Below are 24,168 nucleotides of genomic sequence, written 5' to 3'. Positions count from 1 at the left end.
GTCGTGAAGCCGCGGGGCGGGCGAGCCCGCGCCGAGGAAGTCAGGGGCCTGGAGGTCCGGAAGGATTGAGCGCATGACGAAGAAACAGGAACGCAGCTTGCTCGTTGGACTGGATATCGGGACTTCGAAAGTGGCCGCGATCGTGGGTGAAATCAAGCCCTCGGGCGAGGTGGAGGTGGTGGGTATCGGCTCGCACCCCTCGCGCGGACTGAAAAAGGGAGTGGTGGTCAATATTGAATCGACGGTGCAGTCCATCCAGCGCGCGGTGGAGGAAGCCGAGCTCATGGCCGGCTGTCAGATCCATTCGGTTTACGCGGGCATTGCCGGCAGCCACGTGCGCTCGCTGAATTCGCACGGCATCGTCGCGATCCGGGATAAGGAGGTCTCCGCAGGAGATGTCAGCCGCGTGATCGATGCCGCGCGCGCGGTCGCCATACCCGCGGACCAGAAAATCATCCACATCCTGCCGCAAGAGTTTCTCATCGATAGTCAGGAGGGCATCCGCGAGCCGATCGGAATGTCCGGGGTACGTTTGGAGGCGAAGGTTCACATGGTGACCGGAGCCGTGAGCGCCGCACAGAACATCATCAAGTGCGTGCGCCGCTGCGGGCTGGAAGCCGACGACATCATTCTCCAGCAGCTTGCCTCCAGCCAATCCGTGCTCACCGACGATGAGAAGGAACTCGGGGTGTGCCTCGTCGACATCGGCGGGGGCACTACCGATGTGGCGGTATTCACCGACGGCGCCATTCGCCACACCGCGGTGATCCCGATCGCCGGCGATCAGGTCACCAACGACATCGCGGTGGCGTTGCGCACGCCGACCCAGTATGCCGAGGAGATCAAGGTCCGCTACGCCTGCGCCCTCTCGCAGCTGGCGAGCGCGGAGGAGACGATCGAGGTGCCCTCGGTTGCCGATCGCCCGCCCCGGCGATTGTCCCGGCAGACGCTCGCGGAGGTTGTCGAGCCCCGCTACGAGGAGCTGATGAGTCTTGTGCAGGCGGAGCTGCGGCGCAGCGGGTTCGAGGATTTGATTGCCGCCGGGGTCGTGCTGACCGGCGGCAGCGCGAAGATGGAGGGGGTCATCGATCTCGCCGAGGAGGTTTTTCACATGCCGGTGCGTTTGGGCATGCCCAAGCACGCAACCGGTCTTACCGATGTCGTGTGCAACCCGATTTACGCAACGGGCCTCGGCTTGCTGCTGTTCGGCAGCAACAACCGTGGCGATCACAGTGCCGATCTGAACGCGGCGGACGGGGGAGTCGCCGCCCTATGGAAACGCATGAAAGGTTGGTTTCAGGGCAACTGCTAATTGCCCACGCAGTTCGCGATAGACAGACAGACGATTGAATAGCAAACAGGAGGCGCGATCATGTTTGAGTTGATGGACTCCTATAGCCAGAGTGCAGTCATCAAGGTCATTGGCGTCGGCGGCGGCGGCGGTAACGCCGTGCAGCATATGGCGGCGGCCGATATCGAAGGTGTCGATTTCATCTATGCTAATACCGATGCCCAAGCGCTGCAGAACACGTCCGCGAAGACAGCGCTGCAGCTGGGCTCGAGCATCACCAAGGGGCTCGGTGCGGGAGCGAATCCGAGTATCGGTCGGGAAGCTGCGGTCGAGGATCGGGATCGCATCGCCGAGGTTCTGGAAGGCGCCGATATGGTGTTCATCACCGCCGGAATGGGGGGCGGAACGGGTACCGGTGCGGCGCCCGTGGTCGCGGAGATCGCCAAAGGATTGGGTATACTGACGGTGGCGGTGGTCACCAAGCCGTTCAGCTTCGAAGCGGGCAAGCGGATGCAGGTGGCCAATGAGGGCATCAAGGAGCTGAGCCGCTACGTCGACTCGCTGATTACCATTCCCAATGAAAAGCTGCTTACGGTACTCGGCAAGGAACTGACGCTGCTCAACGCTTTCAAGGCGGCCAACGACGTGTTGCTCGGCGCGGTCAAGGGCATTGCCGAGCTCATTACGCGTCCGGGCGTGATCAATGTCGATTTCGCCGATGTGCGCACGGTCATGTCGGAGATGGGAATGGCCGTCATGGGCTCGGGTGCGGCATCCGGACAGGGGCGCTCGCGCGAAGCCGCAGAGCGGGCCATCGCCTGTCCGCTGCTTGAGGATGCGAATATCGCCGGTGCGCGTGGCATCCTGGTCAATGTAACTGCCGGGCTGGAACTCTCGATCGGCGAGTTCGATGAGGTCGGCAATGCCGTCAAGGAACTTGCCTCTGACGATGCCACCGTGGTTGTGGGCACCGTGATCGACCCGGAGCTCGAGGACGAACTGAGAGTCACAGTGGTGGCCACCGGGCTCGGCAATCCGATGGAAGCTTCCGAGCCGCGGGTACGTTCGGTTGCGCGTACGGCAAGCGGCGATATCGATTACAGCAAGCTCGAGCGGCCGACGGTCATCCGCAAGCAAGCCGCCAATGATCGTTACCCCGTACAGAACGACGGCGATCTGGACTATCTCGATATTCCGGCTTTCTTGCGCCGTCAGGCCGACTGAGGCTGAGCTCGAGGCGCTTGGAAATGCGGGCCCCGGAGAGCGAGGCCGCGTGCACTAGCCGGGCGCAGGGAGGCTGCCGAGTGTTGCCGGCTGTGGAAGGCGGGCGGAGGCAAGGTATGTGGGCGTTTGACGGAATGGTTGTCGCGCCGCGCCGGTTCATACACGTAATTATTCGTCAGGGAGATCTCGGCTCCCCTGCCGGCGCGTTTATCGAGTCGATCAACGCCACGGATACGGGAAAGAGAAGGAAGCAAGATGATACCGCAACGCACGCTCAAGAACAGTATCCGGGCAACCGGTGTCGGCCTGCACACGGGACAGATGGTGTGTCTGACCATGCGGCCGGCACCGCCCAATTCCGGGATCGTATTTCGCCGGATCGATTTGGCGATACCGGTGGCGATCCGTGCCCATCCGGATAATGTCGGTGATACGTCGCTTTCGACCTGCTTGGTCCGAGATGGTGTGCGAGTGTCCACGGTCGAGCATCTGCTCTCCGCCATGGCCGGATTGGGGATAGACAATGCCTATATTGATGTGAGTGCCCCCGAGGTCCCCATCATGGACGGCAGCGCCGGGCCGTTTGTGTTTTTGATCCGCTCGGCGGGGATCCGGGAGCAGGCGGAAGGCAAGTCATTCATCCGCATTAAACGTCGGTTGCGCGTCAGCGATGGCGACAAGTGGGTGGCGTTGGCGCCATTCGATGGCCTCAAGGTCTCGTTTACCCTGGAGTTCGACCATCCGATGTTCAGATCCCGGCCGCAACACGGGGAGCTCGAGTTCTCTACCACCTCATTCGTCAAGGAGGTAAGCCGCGCGCGCACATTCGGTTTCATGCGTGACATCAAGCAGTTGCAGAAAAGTAAGCTGGCGCTGGGGGGCAGTCTCGACAATGCGATCGTGGTCGATCACCACCGCATACTCAATGAGGACGGGTTGCGTTACGGTGACGAATTCGTCAAGCACAAAATTCTGGACGCCATCGGCGATCTGTATTTATTGGGCCACAGCCTGATCGGTGCCTTCCAGGGCTACAAGTCCGGACACGCCCTGAACAACAAATTACTGCGCCGGCTGCTGTGCGAACCCGACGCTTGGGAGCGGATCAGCTTCGACCACGTCGCCGAGGTGCCGATTGCCTTCGAACAGCCGGTGGCGGTCTGAGACCCTCACGTTTTGCGGTGGCGGGATGCCAGTCGAAGCAGGGCCGTGCGCAAGGGGCCCTCTTCCATGCACTGGGCGCTATGCCGCAACGTCTCGGCCGCCGTGGCGGACAGCCGTGAAGGTGGGCGCGGTTGGGCCGTGCCAACGCGCGGTTCGATCCGTATTTGGAATTTGCGCGGTTGCTTTCCCAGCAGGCTTTCGGCGCAGCGCAGTAATACGGTGCGCCGATAGCGCAGTTGGGTAGCCCAGAGAGGATCTTCGGTGACCAGGCACAACGCCTGGTCGTCGAGCTTCGCCACCCGCCAATGCCCGGCCAATTGCCGCGGCAGCACGGCCTGCAGCTGCCGCTGCAGCTGGGCGCTGGTGCGGGCTTGCTGAGCAATGCGCGATAATAGCCCACGGTCCTCCCGAAGCCACCAATGCAGGCTCTGCGGACGGCGTCCGCGTCTTGGGTGCTCGTCAGACGCACTCATGGAACGATAACTCGGCAACCGTTCAGCCAATGTTACGATTAATAATTAATCGGCGAATAGGCTATAGTACAGCTTCTTCCCATCCGGGGCGCGGGCGGACCTTCTAACGGAGGTTCGAGCGCCGCGTTTCCATGCGAGCCAAATCCACTCGGGTGAGTACCCTATGCTGAACGCCATCGCGAAGAAGGTATTCGGTAGCCGCAACGATCGAGTCATTCGCAGAATGCGCAAGGCGGTCGTGCAGATCAACGCGCTAGAGGAGACGGTCCAGGGGCTGCGCGATGACGAGTTGCGCGGAAAAACGGATGAGTTCCGTGATCGCTACCGTAACGGCGAGAGTCTCGACGACCTGCTCCCGGAAGCGTTTGCGGTTGTTCGCGAGACGGCGCAACGCACGCTCGGAATGCGCCACTTCGACGTGCAGCTGATCGGCGGGGTGGTTCTGCATGAGGGCAAGATCGCGGAGATGAAAACGGGCGAGGGTAAAACCCTCGTGGCCACATTGGCCGCTTACCTGAATGCGTTGACCGGCGCCGGCGTGCACATCGTCACCGTCAACGATTATCTCGCCCGCCGCGACGCCGAATGGATGGGCAAGATCTATCGTTTTCTCGGTTTGTCCGTCGGCGTGGTGGTGCCGGGCATGGACGTGGAGGCCAAACGTGAGGCCTACCGCTCCGACATCACTTACGGGACCAACAACGAATTCGGCTTCGATTACCTGCGTGACAATATGGCGCTGCGTATCGAGGAGCGTATGCAGCGCCCCCGTCACTATGCAATCGTCGACGAGGTCGACTCCATCCTCATCGATGAAGCACGCACACCACTGATCATCTCGGGGCAGGCCGAGCAGAGCAGCGAGCTCTACCAGCGGATGAATGCGCTCGTGCCCAAGCTCAAACGGCAAAAGGAAGAGGGCGGTCCCGGCGATTACTACGTCGACGAAAAGGCGCGCCAGGCCTTCCTCACTGAGGACGGCCAGATACGAGCCGAGGAACTGCTCAGGAAAACGGGCCTTCTCCAGCCCGAAGAGGGGCTCTACGATGCCCGCAATATCTCGATGCTGCATCACTTGAACGCCGCGTTGCGCGCGCATTCACTATTCCAGCGCGACGTCCATTATTTGGTGCGTGATGCGCAGATCGTCATCGTCGATGAGTTCACGGGCCGAGCCATGCCGGGGCGGCGGTGGTCAGAAGGGCTGCATCAGGCGGTCGAGGCCAAGGAGGGCGTGCCGATTCAAGCCGAGAACCAGACGCTCGCCTCGATTACGTTTCAGAACTATTTCCGCATGTACGACAAGCTCTCCGGCATGACCGGGACGGCGGATACCGAGGCCTACGAATTCCAGCATATCTACGGTCTCGAAGTGGTCGTGATTCCGACCAACAAACCAATGATCCGGGAAGACTTGCATGATCTCGTGTTCCTTACGCAAAAGGAGAAGTACGCGGCGATCGTCGAGGACATTAAAGATTGCAATCGACGCCGCCAACCGGTGCTCGTCGGTACGACGTCCATCGAGAACTCCGAGTATATTTCCGCCCGGCTGCAGGAGCAGGGCATTGCGCACGAGGTCCTCAATGCCAAGCAGCATGAACGCGAGGCGGGGATCGTTGCTCAGGCCGGACGCCCGGGTGCCGTGACAATTGCGACCAATATGGCCGGACGCGGAACCGACATCGTTCCGGGCGGCAACGTCGAGGTCGAGGTCGCCGCCCTCGAGGAAGCCGACGAAGGGAAAATAAGGGCACTGCGCCACGAATGGCAGGAACGCCATGATCAGGTGATCGAGGCCGGCGGCTTGCATGTCGTCGGTACCGAGCGTCACGAGTCGCGCCGCATTGACAACCAGTTACGGGGGCGTTGCGGTCGTCAGGGGGATCCCGGCTCCACGCGTTTTTACCTCTCGCTCGAGGACAGCTTGCTGCGCATCTTCGCCTCGGAGCGTGTCTCCTCGTTGATGCAGCGTTTGGGCATGCAGGAAGGAGAGGCGATCGAGAGCGGCATGGTCTCCCGGGTCATCGAGAACGCTCAGCGCAAGGTCGAGGGGCATAACTTCGATATACGCAAGCACCTGCTGGAGTTCGACGACGTCGCCAACGATCAGCGCAAGGTGGTCTACCAGCAGCGCGACGAGCTGCTCGAGGCCGAAGACATCTCGGATACCATCGCGGCGATGCGCGCAGATGTGATCGGCAGCGTCATCGACGAGCATGTTCCGCCGAACAGCGTCGATGAGCAGTGGGATATCCCCGGCCTGGAGCAGGCGCTGCAGGCGGAGTTCGGCATCCGCCTGCCGGTGCAAGAGTGGCTCGAGCAGGAGGAGGCGTTGCACGAGGAGGCGCTGCGCGAGCGGATTCAGCAGGCGATCGAGGAGCAATACGAGATCAAGGAGGAACAGATCGGGCCGGAGGTCATGCGTCAGGTCGAGAAGAGTTTTCTGCTCCAGGTGTTGGACTCTCACTGGAAAGACCACCTCGCGGCAATGGACTACCTGCGTCAAGGCATCGGGCTGCGCGGCATGGCACAGCGGGATCCCAAGCAGGAGTTCAAGCGCGAGGGATTTGCGATGTTCCAGGAGATGCTGGAGGGCATCAAGCGTGAGACGGTCAAGATCCTGTGCCATGTGCAAGTGCGTACCGAGGAGGACACACGGGTGCTGGAACAGCCGCCTGAGCCTCAAGGGGCGATGCAGTTTCAGCATGAGCAAGCCAATAGCCTCGCCGCCGATGAGGGGGGCGGGGCCGCGGCGGCCGTGGAGGAGGAGGCGGCGGCCAAACCCTTTGTGCGTGAGCAGCGCAAGGTCGGGCGCAATCAGGCCTGCCCCTGCGATTCGGGGAAGAAATACAAGCATTGTCATGGACAGCTCCAGTGAGGCGCTGCTTTGGCCATGGCAGTCGGTGAGCGCTCCTTGGAACGCCTGAGAGCGGTGCCGGGCGTGCGTCTGGGTACGGTGGCCGCCGGCATCCGCAAGGCGGGTCGCCCGGACCTGGTGCTATTTGAGCTCTGCGAAGGCGCTCACTGCAGTGCCGTGCTGACCCGCAATCGTTTTCGCGCCGCCCCGGTCGTGCTTACCGAGCAGCACTTGACGGCGAATCGTCATGCCCGCTACTGGCTGGTGAACACGGGTTACGCCAATGCCGGCAACGGCGCGCAGGGCATCGATGCGGCGCTGAGTTGCGCCCGTCGGGTCGCTGAGCAGGGTCAGTGCACGGTACCGGAGGTGTTGGTCTTCTCCACCGGCGTGATCGGCGAGCCTCTGCCGGTGGATCGAATTGCGAGCGCCCTACCGGCTGCGTTCGCCGCGTTGACCGATGAGGGTTGGGAAGCCGCTGCCCGCGGCATAATGACCACGGACACGCGCCCGAAGGGGGCCTCCCGGGTCATCTATTTGGACGGCCGACCGGTGACAGTGACCGGTATCGCCAAGGGGGCGGGTATGATACGCCCCGACATGGCTACCATGCTTGCGTTTCTGGCGACCGACGCCGTACTCGACCCCGCATGGGCCCAGCAGGCGCTGCGTGCGGCGGTCGATGTGTCGTTCAACCGAATCACGGTCGACGGCGACACCTCCACCAATGACGCCTGCGTGCTGGCGGCGACGGGATGCGCCGGTATCCGCATCGACCCCGCGGACGAGAGCGCACGGCGCTTTGCTGCCGCATTGACCGAGGTTTGCCAGGCATTGGCGCTTGAACTTGTCCGCGATGGCGAGGGCGCCACGCGGTTGATCCATGTCGAGGTGGCCGCGGCGGCGGACGAAGCTGAGGCGGCGCGGGTGGCGTTTGCCATAGCGGAATCTCCTTTGGTCAAAACGGCGGTGTTCGCCGGTGACCCGAACTGGGGGCGTATATTGGCGGTCGTCGGCCGTGCCGGCATTGACGATCTGAACCTCGATCAGGTCCGGATTTTCCTGGATGATCTCTGTGTGGTCGAAAACGGCGCCCGCAGCGAGCGTTACCAGGAATCTCAAGGCGTTGCTCGCATGAGCGGGCTGGAGGTCAGGATTCGCGTAGTGTTGGGCCGCGGTGACGTCTCGACGACCGTTTGGACCTGCGATCTTTCCTACGACTATGTTCGGATCAATGCCGAATACCGCAGCTGAGGCGCGGGTTCGCAGATAGCAGGGTAGCAGGCGGGGGAACGTGGGCTCGCGCAATCCGGTGCACGTGGCGGTCGGCGTGATATGCGACGCCGCATCGCGGATATTGATCTGTCAGCGGGCAGCGCACCGCCACCAGGGTGGGCTGTGGGAGTTCCCCGGCGGCAAATTGGAGCCGGGCGAGGATGCCTGCGCGGCGCTTGAACGCGAGCTTGTCGAGGAAGTCGGCATCCGCCCGCAGCAGGCCTGGCCACTGATCCGTGTGCCCTACCGCTACCCGGATAAGGAGGTGTTGCTCGATGTCTGGCGTATCGCGCGCTTCACGGGCACGCCCTATGGCCGGGAAGGCCAGAAATGCCAATGGGTTAGGCGCGATAAGCTGACTGATTTTTGCTTTCCGCCGGCAAACCGGGTCATCGTGGCGGCCGCGCGCTTGCCGAGCCGCTACCTCATCACTCCGCCTCTGACCGATCTCGAACGTCTGCACAGCGGGATTCGCCAAAGCTTGGATAACGGCTACAAGCTCGTGCTGTTGCGCAGCGGCGGCCTCGCTGAAGGAGAGCTCGAGGCGCTGGCGCGTTCGCTGTCGGCGCCGACCCGCGCAACTGGCGGACGGTTGCTGATCAGCCGCCACCTGGACATCGCCCAGCGTGTAAATGCCGCCGGCGTGCATCTGTCCTCGGCGCAGTTGCGCTCACTCGAAGCGCGACCGTTACCGCCGGGTTGCCTGGTCGGCGCCTCTTGCCATAATCCTGCGGATCTCGCCCATGCCTGCACGGTGGGCGTCGACTTCGCGGTTCTCTCGCCGGTGCGCGAGACGCCGAGCCATGTCGGGCGCAAACCCATAGGTTGGCGGACCTTTGCTGAGTGGGTCCGAGACGTGCCCTTACCTGTTTACGCGCTGGGTGGGCTCGGTCCCATGGATGTACAGCGCGCTTGGCGGGCACGCGCTCAAGGAGTTGCCGGGATTCGGGGACTTTGGCCGGCAAGTGGCGGGAGGGGATCGCTAAAGGCCGCGCCTGAGTGAAGCACACGGCAACGACGGCAATGCGCGTTACCGGTGGGCGTCGTTGTCTGCATCCTCGTGGCTGCTGACAGACTCGTCATCGAGTTCCGGGCCCGCGATGCGGTGGCTGCCGTCAAGCCAAGCACCAAGATCGATGAGTTTACAGCGTCGCGAGCAAAAGGGCCGATAGCGGGAGCGCGGTGACCATTCGACGCGGCGCTTGCATGAAGGACATTCTATGATCGCCGTCTTCTCGGGCATCAGCACCTTCCTCGCGGGCTCACACAACACAGCGCTCGAGTCGGAACTCCACGTCCTCGCTTACTTGCTGGGGGCGATCCTGGAAGGATGCCTGCTCCAGAAAGCGAATCGTGCAAAAATGCCGATTGCCGCTGATCTCAGGGAAACACGAGTCGTTTTCGGTCAGTATGACCCGGAGCATCTGGTAGGGTATGGCGCGATCCAGATTCGTCTGGAACGTCCCGCCGTATGCGACCTCCGGAACGGCGTCGGCGCTCTCGCGTAGCAGCCGGAGGACGAGCCGCGTCGCTTCCGCTGTGGCATCGAAGCCGCCAAACCAATATGCCAGATCCGCACGGCGAACCTCGGGCGGCTGGTTCAGCCACCGATGGTAGGCGGGCAGATCGAAACTGCAGGCGCCACCCGCCATGCCGCTACGCTGCGATACCGCGTTGAGGAAGTCATTGTCTTTGATTTCACTGCCGATGCCGTAAGGCGCGGCGCGCAAACGATTGCAGAGCTGATCACACTCCGCGAGGACGGTCTGTAAGCGACTCGGGTCGACGCCGGGGGCTTGCTGCAGCGCGCGCAGCGTCTTCTCCAGTCGTTCCAGCTCTTTTTGAAGCTCTCCGCGAAGGTCGCCTCGACCGAGCAGGCCCGCGAGCTCGACGAACGTATTCAGCGCGACTCGGGAATGCCATTGTGACTCACCGGCGATGCCGAACTGGACTTGCTCGTATAAGAACTCCACGCGCAGCAACGTGCGCATACGCTCGTTGAGCGGCTGCTCGTAGGCGATGGTCGGCACTCGCGGGGCCGTGTCTTTCATGCTTTCGCCCGCTGGAAGCTCACTCTTATTGTCCTGCAATTTTTTCTGATATCCAACCGGGATGGGTTTATGTCGGCGGCTGCGACAAGCGCAGATAACGCGCGTGCAGGTGCTCTACTGCCGCGTCCAGTTCGGCGAGCGATCCGGAATTGTCGATGATGTCATCGGCGCGGGTCAGCCGGGCGGCACGGGACGCCTGTGCCGCGAATATCCGCTCGAGGTGCTCGCCGGCCGCTGGCGTGCGGGCGAGCAGCCGCTGGCGCTGAATCGCCAGCGGCACGTCCACCACGAGGATTCGCTCGACCAGGTCGGTCATTCCACTTTCCAGCAACAAAGGGACGACGAGGATCGTATAAGGGCCTTGGCGGCGCTCGAGGCGTGCACAGGCCTTGGCGCGGATCAGGGGATGAAGGATGCGCTCGAGCTGCACGCGCTCCTCTGGGTCGGCGAATACGCGCGCTCGTAGCCGGGCCCGGTTCAGGCCACCACGCGAAGTTCGGAACGTATCGCCGAAGTGCTCGATTACCCGCCGCAGTCCCTCGCTGCCCCGACGCACCACCTGCCGAGCCAGCTCGTCAGTATCGATGATCTGCGCGCCGCGGCTAGCGAAAAGCGTCGTTGCGGCGCTCTTGCCGCTCGCGATGCCTCCCGTGAGCCCGATAATCATTCCGCCAGCTCGTGCATCCGAATGTTCGGTTCCATCGTTCCCGATATTATTTCACCACGCGTGCAGCTCGATGGCGACGTCCCCGGCCGTGCGGCTACCGCGGGCGGCTAGTGGATTGCATCGGCCGGTCAGCCCAATCCGCCGGCAAACGCGAGGTAAGAGCGCATGAGGTCTTCGCCCCAGAGCAGATATACCCAGCCGGCGGCCGCGAGAAAAGGGCCGAACGGTATGGGCTGATCGCGATGCCGGCCAAGGCCTGTGATCATCGCGATCCCGACCACCGCGCCCACCAGCGAGGCGAGCACCACGATCAGGGGCAGTGCTTGCCAGCCGAGCCAGGCACCGAGCATGCCGAGTAGCTTGAAGTCACCGTAGCCCATGCCCTGTTTCCCGGTAAGCAAGCGAAATACATGATATACGCTCCACAAAGCGAGATAACCCGCTGCGGCGCCAATGATGGCCGTGCCGGTGGGGACGAAGACGGGTACCAGCGCGAGCAGCAGGCCCAACCACAAAGTCGGCAGTGTGAGATCGTCGGGCAGAAGCTGATGGTCCAGATCGATACCGGCGAGGGCGATGAGCACCCAGGTCAGGATCAGGGCCGCAAGCGCCGCTCCCGAAAAGCCGAAATGCGCCACCACCAGGACCGAGAGGATGCCCGTGAGTAACTCGACTGTTGGATAGCGTGGCGATATGCGTGCTTTGCAGCTCGAACACCGTCCGCGCAGAAGCAGATAGCTCAGCAGCGGGATATTCTCCCAGGCTCGGATGCGGTGCTGACACTGGGGACATTGCGAGGGCGGCGTGAGGAGGTCGAAGCGCTCGAGCTCGGGCGGCTCGATGAGCACACCCGACTCGCCGTTCGTCAGAAACTCGGTGCATTGCGCCTGCCACTCCCGATTGAGCCTGCGAGGCAGACGCAAGATGACCACATTGAGGAAGCTGCCGACCAGGAGGCCGAGAATGAAGCTCACGGCCCAGAGTGAAGTGGTGTTGCTTCGCAGGTGATCGATGAGGGGCAATAGGCTCATGCTGGCGCTTCGTCGGCTACGGTAGGCGTGGCATGATGCTAGACGACCGCGCCGAGCTTGAAGATCGGCAGATACATCGCAATGACCAGGCCACCGACCAGAATTCCCAGGATGGCCATGATCAGGGGCTCGAGCAGACTGCTCAGGCTGTCGATCGCATTGTCGACTTCCTCTTCATAGAAATCGGCGACTTTGGCCAGCATGGCATCCAAAGAGCCCGCTTCCTCGCCGATGGCAATCATCTGCACCATCATGTGCGGAAAGAGCTCCGTGCGGCTTGCGGCCCATTGCAGCGGCTGTCCCGCGGCCACTTCCTCACGCATGCCGCGCACCGCTTGACCGTAAACCCGATTGCCGGTGGCCCCCGAGACGGATTCGAGCGCGTCCACCAGCGGCACGCCGGCAGCGAACATCGTCGAGAGCGTTCTGGCAAAGCGCGCCAGTGCGGCCTTGCGCAGTATCGAACCGACGATCGGGATGCGCAAGGATACCCGATCCACGTTGTAGGCCACCCGCTGCGATCGTTTGTGGGCTTGCGCAAAAGCCGCTGCCGAAGCCCCGATCCCGGCGAGAATCAGCCACCAGTACTTCTGAAAGGCATCCGAGAGCTCGATGACCAGACGCGTAAAGGCCGGCAGGTCCGCACCGAAACCGCGGAAGAGCTCTTCGAATTGCGGTACGACGAAAATCAACAGGATCGCCGTGACGATGAACGCGACGACGAGCACGGCCGTTGGATAGAACAGCGCCTTTTTGATTTTCTTTTTTATCGATTCCGTCTTCTCCTTGTAGGTGGCAATCTTGTCGAGCAAAGTATCCAGTACACCCGCCTGCTCGCCGGCGGCAACCAGGTTGCACACCAATTCGTCGAAATGCGTCGGGTGTCTGCGCAGTGCGTCGGAGAGGCTGACACCGGCCTCGACGTCATCCTTTATGCCCAGCACCAGTTTCTGCATGCTGGGATTTTCGTGTCCCCGACCGATGATGTCGAACGCCTGAACCAGCGGGACGCCCGAGTTGAGCATGGTGGAGAGCTGGCGGGTAAGGACCGCGATATCCCCAGGTGTGATTTTTTTCTTGCGTTTCCCCTGCCCCAGGCTCAGAAGCGTCGATTTGCGGCGAATCTTCTGTGCGGCGATGCCCTGCTGACGCAAATTGGTCCGCAATTTCGTGGCGTTCTCGGCCTGGCTGTTGCCGGTGATCTTGCGCCCGTTGCGATCGATGCCTTCCCACGCGAAACTCGTCAGCTTGATTGCCTTTTCCGCCATCGCGTCACTCCACCGTTACCCGATTGAGCTCTTCCAGGCTCGTGATGCCTTGCCTGACCTTCAACAGACCCGATTGGCGCAGATCGCTGACTTTGTCGCGGCTTGCCTGCTCGGCGAGTTGCAGGGCGTTGCCACCCTCCATGATGATGCGCCCCATGGTTTCCGTCACCGGCATGACTTGGTAGATGCCCACCCGGCCCCGATAGCCGTCGGTGCATTGCTCACAGCCTTTCGCTGCATAGATCGCCAGGCCCTCGAGCATGTCCTCGCGAAAACCCTCCTTGAGTAGCGCCTCCCGCGGGATATCGACCGGCTGTTTGCAGTGCTTGCAAAGCCGTCGGGCCAGGCGCTGGGCGATGATTAGGCTGACTGAGGAGGCGATGTTGTACGGCGCGACACCCATGTTCGCCATGCGGGAGAGCGTTTGCGGGGCGTCGTTGGTATGCAGCGTCGAGAGCACGAGATGGCCGGTTTGTGCCGCTTTGATCGCTATCTCGGCGGTTTCCAGGTCGCGGATTTCGCCCACCATGATGACGTCCGGGTCCTGGCGGAGGAAAGCGCGCAGGGCCGCGGCGAACGTGAGCCCGGCCTTCATGTTCAAATTGACCTGGTTGATGCCGGGGACGTTGATTTCGACTGGGTCCTCGACCGTTGAAATGTTGCGATCGGCGGTATTGAGGATGTTCAAGGCGGTGTATAAGGAGACCGTCTTGCCCGAACCGGTGGGCCCCGTCACCAGCACCATTCCGTAGGGTTTGTGGATGTAATTGAGGAAAAGCTCTTTTTGATCCTCCTCATAGCCCAGATGCTCGATCCCCATCTGAGCGCTCGTCGGATCCAGGATGCGCAGAACGATCTTCTCGCCGAACAGCGTCGGGCAGGTGTTGACGCGGAACTCGATGGCCCGGCGCTTGGAGAGATTCATCTTGATCCGCCCGTCCTGGGGCACCCGGCGCTCGGCGATATCGAGCCGGGCCATGACTTTCAGGCGTGCGGCCAGTCTCGGTGCGAGCTGAATGGGCGGCGCGGTGACCTCGCGAAGCACGCCGTCATGGCGGAAGCGCACCCGGTATTGCTTCTCGTAGGGTTCGAAGTGAATATCGGAGGCCCCTTTGTTGATCGCATCGAGCAGCACCTTGTTGACGAAACGCACCACCGGGGCGTCTTCGGTATCGGATTCGGCGACATCCGGCTCGCGCTCGGCGTCTCCGGAGCTGATATCGAGGTTCTCCAGATCCTCGTCCAGGTCCATTTTCGAGAGAACATCGCCCGCACGCTCCAGAGCCGCATCAATGGTCCGCCCGAGTTGATCGTCTTCAACGAGGACCGGGTCGGTGCTCAGCCCGGTCTGGAATTTGAACTCGTCGAGGGCTTGCAGGTTGGTAGGATCGGATAGGGCCACGTAGAGGCGCTTGCCGCGCTTGATAATCGGCAAGGCGCGGTGGCGGCGGATCAGCTTTTCCGTGACCAAGGAAACCACGCTGGGATTGAGCTCCAGGGCAGTCAAATCGAGCAGCGGTACACCGAATTCGGTTGACGCGGCGGCAGCGATGCTGCGTGCTCCGAGGAGGCCTTGCTCGACGAGGTAGGTGACGAACGGCGTGTTCGATTTTTTGCAATCAATTAGCGCCTGCCGCACCTCGTCTTCTCCGATCAAGCGGTTCTGAACAAGGCGCCGAGCGAGACCGCCGAGCTTCAGCGAGGGGTTGGCCGTGGCCATATGCGGACCCTTCTCCGTTTACGGGCAGTGGGTTTATCTACAGCGCTGAGCAACATGTTGCTACCTCGAAGCAGCGACAGTTGGTAAAATTAATAACTTATGGTTCATAACGTTAATCAATGCACAGCCGCCAACCGGAGCGCGCCTGCGAGTGCCGGAGCAAGCTCACACAGGCCGATTTCCTGAACATCCCCATCAAAGGGGTCGTGGTAATTTCCATATTTCAACAGGATAATGGCCGCTGTTCCGCCCAGCAGTTCGCAGTTTGCCCCCGGGAACGTCGATCGGACGCCTGTCTTTGCGGTGCGCGACCGCCCGATCTTGCCGTCGCCGGCCAGTGACTCCGGATACAGCCGAACCGAAGGTGACGCTGCTCATTTGGCGATGAATGAGGAGGGCACAAACATGCTTCGCCGGAATTTCGCAAGCGCTGGTGCAGCTAGAAGGGCTATATGGGCCGTGTTGCTCTGGCTGAGTCTGGCGGGAGCGGGCGTCCATTCGGCCGCGACGGAGCAAACCCCTGCGGCGGTGGTGGGGGACTTGCAGCAAAAGCTCGTCGCGGTCTGGCGCTCGGAGGCGGGCTTCGATGAGCGTTTTGAAGCCCTCGCCCCCCCGATCGAGGCGAGCCATGACTTGGCGTCCATGGCCCGATTCGCCCTTGGCAACCGGTGGCAGGAGTTGAATGGCCCGCAACGCCAGCGTTTTTTGGCCGCGTTTCGGCGCTTGACGATCGCCACGTACGCTGATCGCTTCGATGAGTATGGCGGTGAGCGTTTCATTCACTCGGGGCAGCGCCGCTTGTCCCCCGACAAGTTTTTGGTGCAGACCAGGCTGGTGCTACGAGATGGCTCTCGAATACGTCTCGACTATTTGCTCCATCTGGAGAATGGCCAGTGGCAGATCGTCAACGTTCTTGCTGACGGGGTCAGTGAGCTGGCAATCAAACGCTCGGAGTACACCGCGTTTATTCGCGACCATGGTTTCGCGGCGTTGCTCGAGGAGTTGCAACGCAAGGTCTCCCGTATGGCAGGTGAGCAGCATGGTGCACCCGCGCGCAGCGTCGGCGGGGCAGCAATTCCCGAGCGCGCCGTGCGCGTTCAGCCTCGTTATACGGGAGATGAGCATTCGACTGCCTCGCGCCGCTACGCCTCTATAGCCACAGCCGATGCGAGCCTGTTTGATAGCCAAAGCAGCGCAGCCCAGGGAGCCGTTCAATGCAGAGCAAAAAAAAGGATCAGCTGATCGGCGGGGACTGGGTGGCGGGTGACGGGCCGGCGTTCGACTCGCGTGACCCCGCCACCAATGAGTTGCTCTGGGAGGGCGCGCAGGCTGGTGCCGAGCAGGTCGGGGAGGCAGTGCAGGCGGCCCGAGGCGCCTTTGACGCCTGGAACGAGCGCGGCTTCGCTGAGCGACTGCAAATCGTGCGCCGTTTCGGTAACCGTCTTGAGGCGGACAAGCGTGCATTGGCCGAGACCATATCCCGCGAGACGGGCAAGCCTACCTGGGAGGCGCTCACCGAAGTGGCGGCCATGATCGGCAAAATCGACATCTCGGCACGCGCTTATAAGGAGCGAACCGGGGTGTGGGAGCGCAAGGTAGGCGGGGGCCTGTCCGTCCTGCGCCATAAAGCGCATGGCGTGGTCGCGGTCTTTGGACCGTTCAATTTCCCCGGGCATTTGCCGAACGGCCACATCGTCCCCGCGCTGCTCGCTGGCAATACCGTGGTACTCAAACCCAGTGAGCTCACCCCGCTGTGTGCGGAGCACATCATGCACCGATGGCTGCAGGCCGGGTTGCCGGACGGCGTGATCAACCTGCTGCAGGGCGGTCGGGAGGTGGGCGAAGCGCTGGGCGGCGAACCGGGAATCGACGGTTTGTTCTTCACCGGCAGCGCGGCGACCGGGCGCTTGTTGCACCGTCAGTTTTGTGAGCAGCCGCAGAAGATCCTGGCCTTGGAAATGGGTGGCAACAATCCGCTGGTCGTCATGCCGGGGGTCGACACCCGAGCGGCGGTCTACGCGATCATTCAGTCGGCTTTCCTGACGGCCGGACAGCGCTGCAGTTGTGCCCGACGGCTCTATCTTCCCCGGGGCAAGGCGGGAGATGATCTGCTGCAGGCCCTGACCGAGGCCGCGAGGGCGCTGCAGGTCGGTAGCTGGCAGGATGCCGCGACGCCTTTCATGGGGCCGGTGATTTCGGCGAGCGTGGCCACGGCGCTGATCGCGGCGCAGGCCGCTCTGGAGCAGCAGGGCGGACGGCCTCTGCTGGCAATGCGCCGGTTGCGCGAGGCAACCGGCCTGTTGTCCCCGGGGCTCATGGACGTGGAGGCGATACCCGAGTTGCCCGACGAGGAGCACTTCGGTCCATTCCTACAGGTGGCGCGCTACGATACCTTTGAGCAAGCCATCGGCCTGGCCAATGCTACCCGTTTCGGGCTGTCCGCGGGATTACTCGGTGGCAGGCAGGCTGACTTCGAGCGTTTTTTGCAGCGTATTCGCGCCGGTATCGTCAACTGGAATCGCCCGCTCACCGGGGCGAGCTCCGCGGCGCCGTTCGGTGGCGTGGGAGTCAGCGGTAACAATCGTCCCAGCGCCTATTACGCCGCGGATTACTGTGCCTATCCGGTCGCCTCGCTGCAGGCCGACAGGCTGACATTACCCGAGCGGCTAAGCCCCGGAATCACGCTGTGAACGCGGTGGAAGTGAATTTCGACGGCCTGGTAGGGCCTACGCACAACTATGCCGGGCTCTCGGTGGGCAATCTCGCCTCGCAGCGAAGCGCCGGCGTGACTTCCAACCCCCGGGCCGCGGCCCATCAGGGCTTATACAAGATGAAGACCCTGCACGAGCTTGGGATTCGGCAGGCGGTTCTGCCGCCGCAGGAGCGCCCGGCGATCGCGCTTCTGCGCCAGCTCGGTTTCAGCGGCAGCGATGCGGCCGTGCTCGGCAGCGCGGCGCCGCGGCTGCTGGCGGCCTGCAGCTCGGCATCCAGCATGTGGGCAGCCAATGCCGCCACGGTATCGCCGGGCGCCGATACGGCCGATGGGCGCGTGCATTTTACTCCGGCGAATCTGATCAACGGCTTGCACCGCGCGATCGAGCCGCCGGCGACCGCGCGGGTGCTGCGCGCCGTTTTTGCCGATGAATCCCATTTCTTTCATCACGCGCCGTTACCGCCGGTCGCGCAGCTCGGCGACGAGGGGGCGGCCAATCATACCCGGTTGTGCTCCGAGTACGGCGCGGCCGGCGTGGAAGTCTTCGTTTACGGCAAGGCGGCATTCGCCCCCGGCCCCGCGCCCACGCGTTACCCGGCGCGTCAGACGCTGGAAGCCTCGCAGGCGGTGGCGAGGCTCCATGGCTTGAATCCCCAGTGCACTTTTTTTGTGCAGCAAAACCCAGAGCTGATCGACCTCGGTGTGTTCCACAATGACGTGATAGCGGTAGGCAATGGACCGGTGCTGCTGTATCACGAAAGGGCTTTTCTCGATTCTCACTTGCTGCATCGGCAGCTGCGGGAGGCACTCGGCGAGCTGGCATTGTGCGTCATCGAAGTGCCCGAGGCAAGAATCGACGTAAGCGAGGCCGTGACCTCCTATCTGTTCAATAGCCAGCTGGTTACGTTGCCGAGCGGGTGCATGGCACTGATCGTGCCGGAGGAGTGCCGGCGCGCGCCTCGGGTGTGGGACTGGCTCTGCGAGCTCATCGAGCAGCAAACGCCGATTCGCCGGCTGGTGGTGATCGACGTCAACCAGAGCATGCGCAATGGGGGCGGTCCCGCCTGCCTGCGCTTGCGCGTCGTGTTGAGCGCCGCGGAGCTCGCGGCAATGAATGCCGGCGTGCTGCTTGATGGACGCTTGTTGGAGACGCTGAGCGCCTGGATCGACCGCCATTATCGCGACCGTCTAACGCCGGCCGAGCTGGCCGATCCGGCGCTGCTGGAGGAATCGCGCACCGCTTTGGACGAGCTCACCGGAATCTTGCGGTTGGGCTCGCTCTATCCCTTTCAGAGGCTTAGCGCTTGAAGCCCATGAGACCGGGCACGCTGCCGGAGAGTAACGATGTCGTCGTGGAAAGCTCCCATAACTCGCGATTTGTTCGACAAAGTGATGGTTCCCACGTATAACCCGCCCGCGATAATCCCTGTGCGTGGGCAGGGCTCGCGCGTTTGGGATCAGCAAGGGCGTGAATACATTGATTTCGCCGGCGGTATCGCGGTCACGTGCCTGGGACACGCCCATCCCCGTCTCGTAGCGGCCCTGCAGGAGCAGGCGGCGAGAATTTGGCACCTGAGCAATGTCATGACCAACGAACCGGCGCTGAATCTCGCTCGCCGCCTCTGCGAGCTGACGTTCGCCGAGCGGGTGTTCTTCGCCAACTCCGGCGCCGAGGCCAACGAGGCGGCGCTGAAGCTGGCGCGTCGGCATGCAAACCAGCATTTCGGCGCAGAGAAGTACGAGATCATCGCCTTCGAACAGGCGTTTCACGGCCGCACTCTGTTCACCGTCACCGCGGGCGGACAGAAAAAGTATACCGAGGGGTTCGAGCCGTTGCCGGAGGGGATCCGTCATGCGCCGTACAACGACCTCGCGGCCGTGGAAGCGATCATCTCCGAGCGTACCTGCGCGGTCATCGTCGAGCCCATACAGGGCGAGGGTGGCATCGTGCCGGGCGACCCGGCGTTTTTCAGCGGGCTTCGCAAGCTCTGCGACCGATACTCGGCGGCCTTGATTTTCGACGAGGTGCAGACCGGCGTGGGCCGCACGGGGCAACTCTATGCCTACATGGGTCTGGGAGTGACGCCGGACATACTGACCACGGCAAAGGCGCTCGGAGGCGGTATCCCGATTGCTGCCATGCTCACGAGCGCGGCGCTTGCTGCGAGCTTCGGCGTCGGCAGTCACGGCAGTACGTACGGCGGCAATCCGCTCGCCTGCGCCGTGGCTGACGAAGTCTTGACGATCGTCAGCGAGCCGGAGGTGCTCGCCGGCGTCCAGCAGCGTCACAAGCAACTCACCGAGGCGCTGCAAGCGCTCGCCGCCCGTTATGGAGTCATCGAGACGGTCCGCGGCCGCGGCCTGCTGATTGGCTGCGCGCTGAGCGAACGGTGGCGGGGGCGGGCCCGCGAGCTCTTGCATCTGGGCTTGGATGAGGGGGTGATGTTGCTGGTGGCCGGGCCGAACACCCTGCGAATGGCGCCATCGCTCGTGATTCCCGAAGCCGACCTGGACGAAGGGGTGCGCCGGGTCGAGCGGCTGCTGGCGCGGGCGGCGGCAAACGATTCCGGCCGGCGCGGCGAAGGCGGCTGAGCTCGCCGGCACGGCAAGGCGAGAGCAGAGAATCGCTTCTGGAACCAAAATCATCGGAGAAGAGTCTATTGAGGTGAGCAGGCCAGGATTCGGACTACGAACCTGTGAACTGCAGCCGTCGAGACCGTGATGTGCTGCGCGGAATGCGAAGCGAAAAGGCGGCAAGCTGCAATCGACCTCCTCTTCGATGTAGGGCAGTCCCATGGCCGGCCAAGCGCCGGCCTCTTTTTTGGCGCCTTCGCCCGGCCATGAGGCCGCCATGCAGGTAAGCGCCCGCTTGCGCGACCCGCAGGCGTGTTCCCATCACGGGTCAATCGGATATCCCCCGCCGACAATCCCTGACCGCCCTCCTGAGTGAGCCGGTGAATCGGTAAAGCGTCTGTCGTTTTGCCTCACGCCGAGGCATTGGGCGCGCAACCCTGCCGCGACCACGAAACCCGCCGACTGGTCAGCGCGCGCGGCGGGCGCAGCCGGCTGAAGCAAACGCGAAACGCAATACGAATAACTTGCGATTACTTGTATTTGCTCCTATCATGCGTTGGGTCGAAACACCGCAATGCGCGCCAATTGAGCTGGCAATACACGCCAGCGCCGACCCCTCTGACGAGTCAATTCATGGGTAGACAACAAGAACGCTCAGACCTGAGGCAGGCACTCGATGGCTGCAGAGCTTCCTTCCTCGCGGTCGGTTTTTTCAGCCTGTTCATAAACCTCCTCCTGCTGGTTCCGCCGCTTTATATGCTGCAGGTCTACGACCGGGTCATCCCGACCCGAAGTGAGGCCACGTTATTGATGCTGACCTTGGTGACGGTGTTTTTCTTCGTTGTCATGGGCGGGCTGGAACTGGTGCGCTCGCGCATTCTCGTTCGCGTGGGCAACCGCCTCGATACACGGATTCACATGCGCCTTTTCAGCGCCATGTTCCGGCGCAGTGTGCTCAGCCGCAGCCAGCAGACGGCGCAGCCGATCAATGATCTTACCAATCTGCGCCAGTTTCTTACCGGAAACGGGCTTTTTGCCTTCTTCGATGCACCGTGGGCGCCGATTTATTTGGCGGTGCTGTATCTTTTCCACCCATGGCTGGGAATTTTGGCGACGGCCGCGGGGTTGATCCTCCTGGTGCTGGCGATCGCCAACGAAAAGGGCACCGCGAGGCTCTTGGCCAAGGCGAACAGCGAGCACATCAGAGGCCAGGCGCTGACCGATTCCAACTTGCGCAACGCCGAGGTGTTGCACGCCATGGGAATGCTTCCGGCGATAATGGGGCGCTGGGCCGACGCGCATCACGAGTTCCTCGCCATGCAGTCGCAGGCGAGCGATCGCGCGGGCACGCTCATCAGTCTCTCCAAGAGCCTCCGGTTGTTGTTTCAGTCGCTGATCCTTGGCCTCGGGGCGTATTTGGTGCTCGACGGGGGCCTGACGCCGGGCATGATGATAGCCGGCTCGATCCTCATGGGTCGTGCGCTTTCGCCCATCGATCAAATGATCGCAAGCTGGAGAGGCTTTGCCGGTTGCCGCACGGCCTACCAGCGTCTCAACGAGCTTTTGCTGCAGATTCCCGCCGAACCGCAGCGTATGTCGCTGCCCGCTCCTGAAGGGGAAGTCGCCGTCGCAGCGCTTGCAGCGGCACCGCCCGGCGTGCGCGCGAGCACGCTTCGCGGGATCAGCTTCACTGTGGCCAAGGGCGAGCATATCGGCATCATCGGTCCCAGCGGTGCCGGCAAGTCGACGTTGGCCCGCGTGCTGTTGGGCGTATGGCCGGTGCAGGCTGGCGCTGTGCGCCTCGATGGCGCCGATATCGGCCACTGGAACCGCTCGGAGCTCGGGCCTCACGTCGGCTACCTGCCTCAGGATATCGAGCTGTTTGACGGCACCATCGCCGAGAACATCGCCCGGTTCGGCGAGTTGAAGGCTGAGAAAGTCGTGGCGGCGGCCAGGAGGGCCGGCGTTCATGAGATGATTCTGCGGTTGCCCGACGGCTATGACACCTATATCGATGCCGCCAATGGCATGCTTTCGGGAGGACAACGCCAACGTGTGGGCCTCGCGCGGGCCCTTTACGGCGATCCGGTCCTTGTCGTGCTCGACGAGCCCAACTCCAATCTCGACGACAGCGGTGAGCAGGCCCTTGCCCAGGCGCTCGAGGAGCTCAAGGTTCAGCGCGTCACGTTGTTCGTGATCAGCCATCGCCGCAACGTGCTCCGTCATGTCGACAAGCTCCTGCTGCTCAAAGAAGGTCGAATCAGCATGTTCGGACCGCGCGATCGAGTGCTGACGCAGCTTGCCCGACCCTATGTCGTCGGGCCCCTCGGCGCAGCGGAAAAATTTCCCTCCAGGCACTTCTCGGCAATCGCATCGCAGCGTGGCGATGCGCGACATCGGGAGCACGACTGAATGACCGGTGAGCTTACTCCGCGCCTCGGCGGATCGCCTCAACCGCAGGCCACGGTCGAGGCTCCGTCATCCCTTAGCGCGCTGCCACTGTCGGACAAGCGCTATCGCGGCCTCGGGGTCGTCATTTTGCTCGTCGCCCTGGGCGGTTTCGGCGGCTGGGCGACGACCGCGGACCTTGCCGTCGCCGTGGTGGCCAGCGGCGCGGTCTCCGTGGAGTCGTTCAAAAAGGTCGTGCAGCATCTCGAGGGCGGAATCGTAGAGCAGATACTCGTGCAGGATGGCGATCACGTCGCGGCGGGTGACCCGCTGTTGATCCTCAACAAGACGCAGGAGCTATCACGGTTGCAGATCGTGCGCTCGCAGTATCTGATCAATCAAGCCACCAAGGTGCGTCTGCGCGCCGAGCAACAGGGCGCCGATGCCATGGAGTTCCCCGACGAGCTGCTCCAGAGTGATCTGCCGCAGGCGAAGGAAGTCCTGGACGTGCAGCGCGCGCTGTTCAGCGCGCGGCGCGAAGCACTCGATAAGACGCTCGGCGTCCTCGATGAGCAGATCGTGCAAATGCGCGAGCAGATCGACGGTCTGCAGTCGATGGTTCGCGTTAACCAATCGCTCAGGGCCTCCCTCGAGACCGAAGCCAAGGGATTGCGCAAGCTATTCGAGAAGGGGATGAGCAACAACGTGCGCCTGCGGGATTTGGAGCGGCAGATGCTGCAGCTCGAGGGCGAGAGCGCACAACACCGTGCGGAGATCGCACGACTCAAGTCGCGTATCAGCGAAAATCAGGTGCAGAAACAGCTCGAGGCGCAGGAATTCCAAAAAGCGGTTGGCGAGCAGCTTCACGAGACCGAGGCCAACATCGCCGATGCCGAAGAACGTCTCGTCGCGCTCGGCGACCAATTCAAGCGAACCACCGTGGTGGCGCCGGTCGCCGGTACCGTGGTCGGTATGAAGGTGCACACCCTCGGTGCGGTGATTCGTCCCGGTGACCCCATTATGGATATCGTGCCCTCGCAGGATGGCTTCGTGGTCGAGGCACGTATTGCGGATCGCGACATCGATAACATTTATCCCGGGCAATACGCTGAGATTCGTTTCAGTGCTTTCAACCAGCGGCTGACCAACGTCATCGACGGCCAAGTGACCCACGTAAGCGCCGACAGCTTCGAGGACGAAGTCACCGGGTCACGCTATTACAAGGCACGTATCAAGGTCACCGAGGAAGGCAGGCGCAACATGACCGACGGGATGAAATTGCTCGCCGGTATGCCGGCCGAGGTGATGATCAAAACGGGTGAGCGAACGTTCGCGAGTTACGTTGTCAAGCCCATTGCCGACATGCTTGCGCGTGCCATGCGGGAGGGATGACCGTCGACCGAACGCTGCGTGCTGAGCGCTGCTATGGCGTCCAAGACCCGGTGGACGCCTGGATAGGTTTCCCTAGT

General features: G+C 62.6%; 19 protein-coding genes. 12 read left to right on the top strand and 7 right to left on the bottom strand.

The features are described from left to right. The first annotated feature begins 73 nt into the window (after window positions 1-73). The 3 genes from ftsA (at window position 74) to lpxC (ending at window position 3,679) form a co-directional block, all read left to right on the top strand. Window positions 74-1,312 carry a cell division protein FtsA gene (gene ftsA / locus AC52Q4_RS06270; protein WP_495535947.1) on the top strand — a complete coding sequence of 413 codons (1,239 nt, stop codon included), beginning with the start codon at window positions 74-76 and terminating at the stop codon, window positions 1,310-1,312. 60 nt (window positions 1,313-1,372) lie between these two features. After that, complete coding sequence (ftsZ, locus tag AC52Q4_RS06265) at window positions 1,373-2,515, top strand: cell division protein FtsZ (RefSeq protein WP_495535946.1); 1,143 nt, start codon at window positions 1,373-1,375, stop codon at window positions 2,513-2,515. Window positions 2,516-2,770: 255 nt separating this feature from the next. Continuing rightward, on the top strand, window positions 2,771-3,679 hold the full coding sequence (gene lpxC / locus AC52Q4_RS06260; protein ID WP_495535945.1) for a UDP-3-O-acyl-N-acetylglucosamine deacetylase: 909 nt from the start codon (window positions 2,771-2,773) through the stop codon (window positions 3,677-3,679). Window positions 3,680-3,684: 5 nt separating this feature from the next. On the opposite strand, the gene AC52Q4_RS06255 is transcribed toward lpxC, so the two are convergent. After that, window positions 3,685-4,152 (bottom strand): DciA family protein, encoded by a 468-nt coding sequence (locus AC52Q4_RS06255; RefSeq protein ID WP_495535944.1) that lies wholly within the window; start codon window positions 4,150-4,152, stop codon window positions 3,685-3,687. A gap of 163 nt (window positions 4,153-4,315) precedes the next feature. On the opposite strand from AC52Q4_RS06255, the gene secA reads away from it, so the two are divergent. The 3 genes from secA to AC52Q4_RS06240 are packed head-to-tail and all read left to right on the top strand — an operon-like array spanning window position 4,316 to window position 9,290. Then, the gene (secA, locus tag AC52Q4_RS06250) at window positions 4,316-7,033 is read left to right on the top strand and encodes a preprotein translocase subunit SecA (RefSeq protein WP_495535943.1); all 2,718 of its coding nucleotides are present in this window, start codon (window positions 4,316-4,318) and stop codon (window positions 7,031-7,033) included. Between the two features lie 15 nt (window positions 7,034-7,048). After that, complete coding sequence (gene argJ / locus AC52Q4_RS06245; protein ID WP_495535965.1) at window positions 7,049-8,266, top strand: bifunctional glutamate N-acetyltransferase/amino-acid acetyltransferase ArgJ; 1,218 nt, start codon at window positions 7,049-7,051, stop codon at window positions 8,264-8,266. A 40-nt stretch (window positions 8,267-8,306) separates the two neighbouring features. After that, window positions 8,307-9,290 carry a Nudix family hydrolase gene (locus AC52Q4_RS06240; protein WP_495535942.1) on the top strand — a complete coding sequence of 328 codons (984 nt, stop codon included), beginning with the start codon at window positions 8,307-8,309 and terminating at the stop codon, window positions 9,288-9,290. Window positions 9,291-9,317: 27 nt separating this feature from the next. Here AC52Q4_RS06240 and AC52Q4_RS06235 read toward each other — a convergent pair whose 3' ends face one another. The 6 genes from AC52Q4_RS06235 to pilB form a co-directional block, all read right to left on the bottom strand. Next, window positions 9,318-9,530, bottom strand: a complete 213-nt coding sequence (locus tag AC52Q4_RS06235) for a DNA gyrase inhibitor YacG (RefSeq protein WP_495535941.1) — start codon at window positions 9,528-9,530, stop codon at window positions 9,318-9,320. A 19-nt stretch (window positions 9,531-9,549) separates the two neighbouring features. Then, window positions 9,550-10,338, bottom strand: coding sequence for a cell division protein ZapD (gene zapD, locus AC52Q4_RS06230; RefSeq protein WP_495535940.1), 789 nt, complete (start codon window positions 10,336-10,338; stop codon window positions 9,550-9,552). A gap of 67 nt (window positions 10,339-10,405) precedes the next feature. Further along, window positions 10,406-11,005 carry a dephospho-CoA kinase gene (gene coaE, locus AC52Q4_RS06225; RefSeq protein ID WP_495535939.1) on the bottom strand — a complete coding sequence of 200 codons (600 nt, stop codon included), beginning with the start codon at window positions 11,003-11,005 and terminating at the stop codon, window positions 10,406-10,408. A gap of 128 nt (window positions 11,006-11,133) precedes the next feature. After that, a complete protein-coding gene (locus tag AC52Q4_RS06220) occupies window positions 11,134-12,036 on the bottom strand; it encodes a prepilin peptidase (protein WP_495535938.1) in 903 nt (300 codons plus the stop codon). A gap of 38 nt (window positions 12,037-12,074) precedes the next feature. After that, window positions 12,075-13,304 (bottom strand): type II secretion system F family protein, encoded by a 1,230-nt coding sequence (locus AC52Q4_RS06215; protein WP_495535937.1) that lies wholly within the window; start codon window positions 13,302-13,304, stop codon window positions 12,075-12,077. A gap of 4 nt (window positions 13,305-13,308) precedes the next feature. Next, the gene (gene pilB, locus AC52Q4_RS06210) at window positions 13,309-15,024 is read right to left on the bottom strand and encodes a type IV-A pilus assembly ATPase PilB (RefSeq protein WP_495535936.1); all 1,716 of its coding nucleotides are present in this window, start codon (window positions 15,022-15,024) and stop codon (window positions 13,309-13,311) included. Between the two features lie 459 nt (window positions 15,025-15,483). Here pilB and AC52Q4_RS06205 point away from each other — a divergent pair, with 459 nt between their 5' ends. The 6 genes from AC52Q4_RS06205 (at window position 15,484) to AC52Q4_RS06180 (ending at window position 24,091) form a co-directional block, all read left to right on the top strand. Further along, window positions 15,484-16,266 carry an ABC transporter substrate-binding protein gene (locus tag AC52Q4_RS06205; RefSeq protein WP_495535935.1) on the top strand — a complete coding sequence of 261 codons (783 nt, stop codon included), beginning with the start codon at window positions 15,484-15,486 and terminating at the stop codon, window positions 16,264-16,266. Continuing rightward, complete coding sequence (gene astD / locus AC52Q4_RS06200; protein WP_495535934.1) at window positions 16,239-17,714, top strand: succinylglutamate-semialdehyde dehydrogenase; 1,476 nt, start codon at window positions 16,239-16,241, stop codon at window positions 17,712-17,714. Before AC52Q4_RS06205 ends, astD begins: the two co-directional genes overlap by 28 nt. After that, a complete protein-coding gene (astB, locus tag AC52Q4_RS06195) occupies window positions 17,711-19,045 on the top strand; it encodes an N-succinylarginine dihydrolase (RefSeq protein ID WP_495535933.1) in 1,335 nt (444 codons plus the stop codon). Before astD ends, astB begins: the two co-directional genes overlap by 4 nt. Window positions 19,046-19,081: 36 nt before the next feature. Continuing rightward, on the top strand, window positions 19,082-20,329 hold the full coding sequence (locus AC52Q4_RS06190) for an aspartate aminotransferase family protein (RefSeq protein WP_495535932.1): 1,248 nt from the start codon (window positions 19,082-19,084) through the stop codon (window positions 20,327-20,329). A gap of 615 nt (window positions 20,330-20,944) precedes the next feature. Further along, window positions 20,945-22,723 (top strand): type I secretion system permease/ATPase, encoded by a 1,779-nt coding sequence (locus AC52Q4_RS06185; protein ID WP_495535931.1) that lies wholly within the window; start codon window positions 20,945-20,947, stop codon window positions 22,721-22,723. Further along, complete coding sequence (locus tag AC52Q4_RS06180; RefSeq protein ID WP_495535930.1) at window positions 22,724-24,091, top strand: HlyD family type I secretion periplasmic adaptor subunit; 1,368 nt, start codon at window positions 22,724-22,726, stop codon at window positions 24,089-24,091. It begins immediately after the preceding gene. The last annotated feature ends 77 nt before the right edge of the window (window positions 24,092-24,168 follow it).

This window comes from Nitrococcus sp. (assembly GCF_059432795.1).
The sequence above is the reverse complement of the archived record's forward strand: the minus strand, read 5'-3'. Positions and strand labels throughout refer to the sequence as shown.